The organism is Streptomyces sp. SID3343, from assembly GCF_009865215.1.
Classification (GTDB): domain Bacteria; phylum Actinomycetota; class Actinomycetes; order Streptomycetales; family Streptomycetaceae; genus Embleya.
Map to the genome: position 1 here is coordinate 1 of NZ_WWJX01001049.1, position 4,252 is coordinate 4,252.

Sequence of the window (4,252 nt, forward strand, 5' to 3'; positions counted from 1 at the left end):
GAGGCCCCGGCCGGCGAAGACGCGGCCGGCGACCCGGCGGTGGACGCGCAACGTCTGCCCGCGTGGCGCCCGGATCGCGACAGCCGGCGGTTCACCCTGGTCGTGATGCCCGACACGCAATACATGTTCGACGAGCCCAGCATCACGACCGCCCCGATCGAGGCGTCCTTTCGCTACATCCTGGAGCACGCGCGCGACGACAACATCGTCTTCATGTCGCACCTGGGCGACCTCACCCAAAACGGCCGCAAGCCCGAGTTCGACGGGATCGGCCGGGCATTCGAGCTGCTCGACCGCAAGGGCGTCGCGTACAGCGTGTTGGCCGGCAACCACGACATCGACTCCAACACCGACGACCGGCGAGGCCGGTCGGCGTATCTGGACACCTTCGGTCCGCAGCGCTTTCGCGGCAAGCCCTCCTTCGGCGGGGCGAGCCCCGACGGCTACAACACCTACCACCTGTTCCGGGCCGGCGGCCGCGAGTGGCTCGTACTCGCCCTGGACTGGCGGCCCTCGCCGGCAGGTCTGGCGTGGGCGAAGAAGGTCATGGCCGAGCACCCGCACTCGCCCGTCATCCTGACCACCCACGAACTCGTCTCGGCCGACCGGCCGGACCACGGCGCGGAGTTCTCCGAACACGGCGGGCACCTGTGGAACGACCTGATCAAAGGCAACGACCAGATCTTTCTGACGCTCAACGGCCACTACTGGCCCGCCGGCCGCACCACCAGGAAGAACGACGCCGGAAGTGACGTGCACCTGCACATCACCAACTACCAGAACCGCTACTTCGGCGGCGCCGCGATGATCCGGCTCTACCACTTCGACCTCGATCGCGACACGATCGACGTCGAGACGCTCTCCCCGTGGATCCTGGGCCGCAGCAACCGCGGTATCAACGAACTGGAGCGCCGGGAAATGGAGTTGACCGGTCCGGACGACTACTTCTCGGTGCCGATCGACTTCGACCGGCGCTTCGCGGGCTTCGCCCCGATACCCCAGCGCCCGGCGCGCCCCGCGCAGCGCATGGTGGTGCCCGGCACGGTGGCGTACTGGCGCTTCGACGGCTCCCACCCGGACGGCGCCCCCGTGCCCGGCGCCCAGCGCATCCCGGACCTGTCCGGCCGCGGCAACGACCTCACCCTCGTGCCCGCACCGGGCGCCGCCGCCGGTTCGGTCAGCTGGTCCCACCAGTACCACCCCGACCAGCCCGGACACGGCAGCATCCGGCTCGCCGGCGGCAAGTCCCCACTGCGCGGCGGCCACCTCCAGACCGCGGCCGGGGCACCGCTGAACACCGCGACGTTTCGCTCCGGCTACACGATCGAGGCGTTCTTCAAGCTGCCCGCCGACTGGGACGCGGGCCGGGACAGTTGGTCGGCACTGCTGAGCCGCTGGGGGATGAGCGGCGAGGCCCGCAAGAAGCAGGGCGACCCGCAGGAGCCGGTCGTCACGCTGAGCCTGTCCGGCGGCCGGGAACTCCAGTGGTGCGTCTACCCGCTCGACAGCGACGGGTCGGCGACCAACTGGGGACACGAACTCCCGCTGGACGCCTGGTGGCACGTCGCCGTCGTCAACGACTCACGACGGACCACGATGTACATCGACGGCTGCCCGGTGGTCCGCAACCCGACGGCCCGCTCGATCGGCCTCACCACCCTCAACCTGCCCTGGATGCTGGGGGGTTACGCGTACGACGGCAAGCTCGACCAGACCGTCAACGCATGGGTGGGCGACGTACGCGTCGTCGACCGCGCGCTGCGCCCCGACGCGTTCATGATCGGCCGTTAGCCGGGCACGTCCCGGACTCTCGCGTGGAGCCGGGGCGCGGACGGGCGCACCGACGGATGGACGCCGCCCCGCGACATCGGGTCGCGGGGCGGCGGTGTCGTGTGCCCGAGGAGACGACGGGGTCGACCGTCCGGGCACAAGTAGTGGATCTACCTAGGAGGTTGCCGAGCGACGGCGGCGGACCACGAAGGTGCCGAAGCCCAGGACGGCCACACCCGCGGCGCCGGCCGGCAGGGCGAGGTCGGTCGCGAAGGTGTCGCCGTCGGGAGCCGTCGTGCCGGGGGTCGCGTTCGACGTGAGGCCGCCGAACTTGCCGGACTTCTGGTACGCCGAACCGGGCAACTTGTCGCCGTAGCGGCCGTGCACGAGCTTTTGGTACGCGGCCACGGTGGCGCCTTCCGCGCCGACCGAATCCCGGGCCGCGGGGTTCAGCGGCAGCACCCGGCCGGCGTGTACGCGGTACCACGCGGCGATCTGCGGCTCGGTGAACACCAGATCACCGGCCGCCTGGCGGGCGTAGGTGACCTCGTCGGCCCCCGAAAGTACGTTGGTCACGCGCCATTCGCGCGTCTGCCGGTCGCGGACCGTCCACACGGTCGCCTCGACGCCGGCGGCCGAGCGGGCCTCGGTCGCCAGATAGGCGAAGTTGGCGAGCGGTGCGGACGCCTTGCCGCCGCGTACGAAGTCCGCGCTGAGCGAGTACACCGGCACCGCCGCGCCCACCAGTTGCGGCGCCTGAGCGGCGGCCGCCTCGGGGGCGACCTTGGACTGGACCACCGTGCCGGACGGACCGGCGGTGCGCTGGTCGAGGTGGACGAAGAAGGTCGCCAGCCGGTTCGTGGTGTCCGGGCCGGCCAACGCCTGCCGCGCGGCGCTGCGGTCGGCGTCGGTCGGCTGGTCGCCGCCCGCGAGGGAGGCGTTGTCGGCGGCCGACGCGGTCGGCGCGAGGAAGAGCACCGTGCCGATGCCGACGGCGGCGAGCACGCCGGCGCGACGGCCGAAGGAACGGGGGCGATCGGCCCGGGAACGGAAGATGTCGGTCATCGTGCTCACGCCTCTCCGTACACGGACTCGGCCCACTGGAACTCGTAGTTGCTGACGTACGAGTTGTAATCCATCTCGCCGTAGCGCTGGTTGGCCGGCCACGGGTCCGCGTACATCAGCGTGCCGCTGTTCGAGTCGTAGCCGTACAGGACGTTCGCGTGACCGCCGCCGGCGGTCCAGTAGATGCCCACCACGATGGGCGAGTTGGCGTCGATGGAGGACGCGACCGTGTTGAAGTTCAACGCCCCCGCGAGCTGACCCCGGCTCATGCCGAGGCGGGACCAGGCCCGTTGGATGTCGCTCAGTTCACCGGGCTGGTTGGGGCACGCGTAGTTGGTCGGCAGACCGCGGGCGTAGTCGCAGAAGGTGTTCTGGGTCGTGCTCAGGCCGCGGCCGAGGTAGCGGGCCGCGGACAGGCCGGTGGCGGCCCAGCACCACTGGTTCTGTACCTGGGTCAGCTCGTTGAAGGACAACTGGGCCGAACCGTAGGCGGCGTGCGGCGCCGCGGGGGCGGCCGTCAGGGGCGCTGCGACGGACGGCCGCGTGGGAGCCGCCGACGCGCTGGCGCCGGCGCCGGCCAGCGGCACGGCGAGACAGACCACGGCGGCGAGACCGGCGCAGGCGGCCTTCCAGCGTGGCGGGGAGGTTGCCGGTATGTCCGCGACACTCCGGGACGTACCGCGATTCCGCAGAATCATCGTGTCTCCTTCTCGTCCGGAACAAGGGGGCACCGGACGGAGATCGAGGGGGACGCGACCGGCGAGGTGCGCCGTGGACGGATCGGGACATACGGCGCCCGACACCTCGGACGACACGTGCGGGTGCCGTTCGGGATACGGAGGAAGTCCCCCGCCGGTCGGTGGGGGGAACACGGGCAACGCTGTTCCACCGCGTCTTCGCTCGGAACCCCCCGGCCGCGAAACAGGGGGTTCCCCCGCACCCCCCTCGGTGGCCGGCGGGGGCTGTGCCGCGCCGGATCCCGCGTCGGCTATCCCGCAGGGTCGCCTTCGTCGCCGGCGCCGAGGGAGAGCCTGATCAGGTCGGCGCGCGAGCGGATCCCGAGTTTGCGGTACACCCGGGTCAAGGTGGACTCGACGGTCTTGGCCGACAGGAACAGGCGGGTGGCGATCTCGCGGTTGGTCGCGCCGCCGCCGACCATCTGCGCCACCCGGTGCTCGGCAGGGGTGAGCGCGCGCGACCGGGCCTCGGCGGGCCCGCGGCCCGATCCACCGCCGTCCGCGCACGTGACGCGTTCGAGTTCGGCGCGGACCTGTTCGAGCCAGGGCCGCCCCGCCGCCTCCTCGAACGCGGCCTCGGCGTCGCGCCACGACGCCAGCGCGGCGGCCGGATGCCTACGCCGCACCTCCACGGCGCCGAGCGTCAACAGGTCGCGGCCGTGCTCGATCGGCAGCCCGAG

4 protein-coding genes are annotated in these 4,252 nt (G+C 71.8%); 1 reads left to right on the plus strand and 3 read right to left on the minus strand.

Annotated elements, in window-relative coordinates:
* The coding region (locus GT354_RS32885) for a LamG-like jellyroll fold domain-containing protein (protein ID WP_161360027.1) at window positions 1-1,791 on the plus strand (1,791 nt) is incomplete at its 5' end.
* Window positions 1,792-1,944: 153 nt separating this feature from the next.
* Here GT354_RS32885 and GT354_RS32890 read toward each other — a convergent pair.
* The 3 genes from GT354_RS32890 to GT354_RS32900 all read right to left on the minus strand — a co-directional run.
* On the minus strand, window positions 1,945-2,844 hold the full coding sequence (locus tag GT354_RS32890; RefSeq protein WP_161360028.1) for a hypothetical protein: 900 nt from the start codon (window positions 2,842-2,844) through the stop codon (window positions 1,945-1,947).
* Window positions 2,841-3,533, minus strand: coding sequence for a papain-like cysteine protease family protein (locus tag GT354_RS32895; protein ID WP_161360029.1), 693 nt, complete (start codon window positions 3,531-3,533; stop codon window positions 2,841-2,843). The genes GT354_RS32890 and GT354_RS32895 overlap by 4 nt, the downstream gene beginning before the upstream one ends.
* A 290-nt stretch (window positions 3,534-3,823) precedes the next feature.
* Window positions 3,824-4,252: helix-turn-helix transcriptional regulator (locus tag GT354_RS32900; protein ID WP_161360030.1), on the minus strand; the 429-nt coding region annotated here is incomplete at its 5' end.

Coding starts and splice junctions, on each gene's coding strand:
- GT354_RS32895 (WP_161360029.1), bottom strand. CDS start 3,533: ATGATTCTGCGGAATCGCGGTACGTCCCGGAGTGTCGCGGACATACCG.